The organism is Pseudomonas sp. FSL R10-1350, assembly GCF_009600525.1.
In the GTDB taxonomy this organism is placed as follows: Bacteria; Pseudomonadota; Gammaproteobacteria; order Pseudomonadales; family Pseudomonadaceae; genus Aquipseudomonas; species Aquipseudomonas helleri.
This window is the reverse complement of record NZ_WIVR01000188.1, coordinates 1-453: the sequence shown is the minus strand read 5'-3', so window position 1 is coordinate 453 and position 453 is coordinate 1. Positions and strand designations below refer to the sequence as shown.

Annotated in this window: 1 protein-coding gene; it reads right to left on the bottom strand. The window is 60.9% G+C overall.

The window, feature by feature from the left end:
• The coding region (locus GHO25_RS25775) for an alkaline phosphatase D family protein (RefSeq protein ID WP_178110260.1) at positions 1–453 on the bottom strand (453 nt) is incomplete at both ends.

Genomic DNA, 453 nt, shown 5'->3' with positions numbered 1-453 from the left:
GCGGCACCTCGGCATTAAACCGCCGCACGTTCTCGTCCATCAGGTTGTATCGGTAGTTACCCCGGAAGTCGTCGACAGTCACCGCGACATGGCTTTTGGCTTCAGTGGTCAGGTTGCGCCAGACGCGACCATTTTCCACGACCTGTTGGGCCGGAACCGGGCCGTCTGCGTAGATAGTGTCGCCACTGTGCAAGAAAAAATCCGGCAAGCGTCGACGCATGGCGTCGTAGATGCGCATGCCGCCTATGTCAGGGTTGATGCCGAACCCTTGACCGACCGTATCACCACTCCATACAAAACGAATGTCCCGCGGCTGCCCTGGCACACTGCGCAGGTGCCCGAACCACGGTTCGCCCGCTGTTCCGGTGCGGGCGTCCTCGAACCAGGCGCGATAAAAGATGGATTGATCGGCGGGCAGCCCTCTGAGTTCCACCCGGGCGGTGTAGTCAGTGC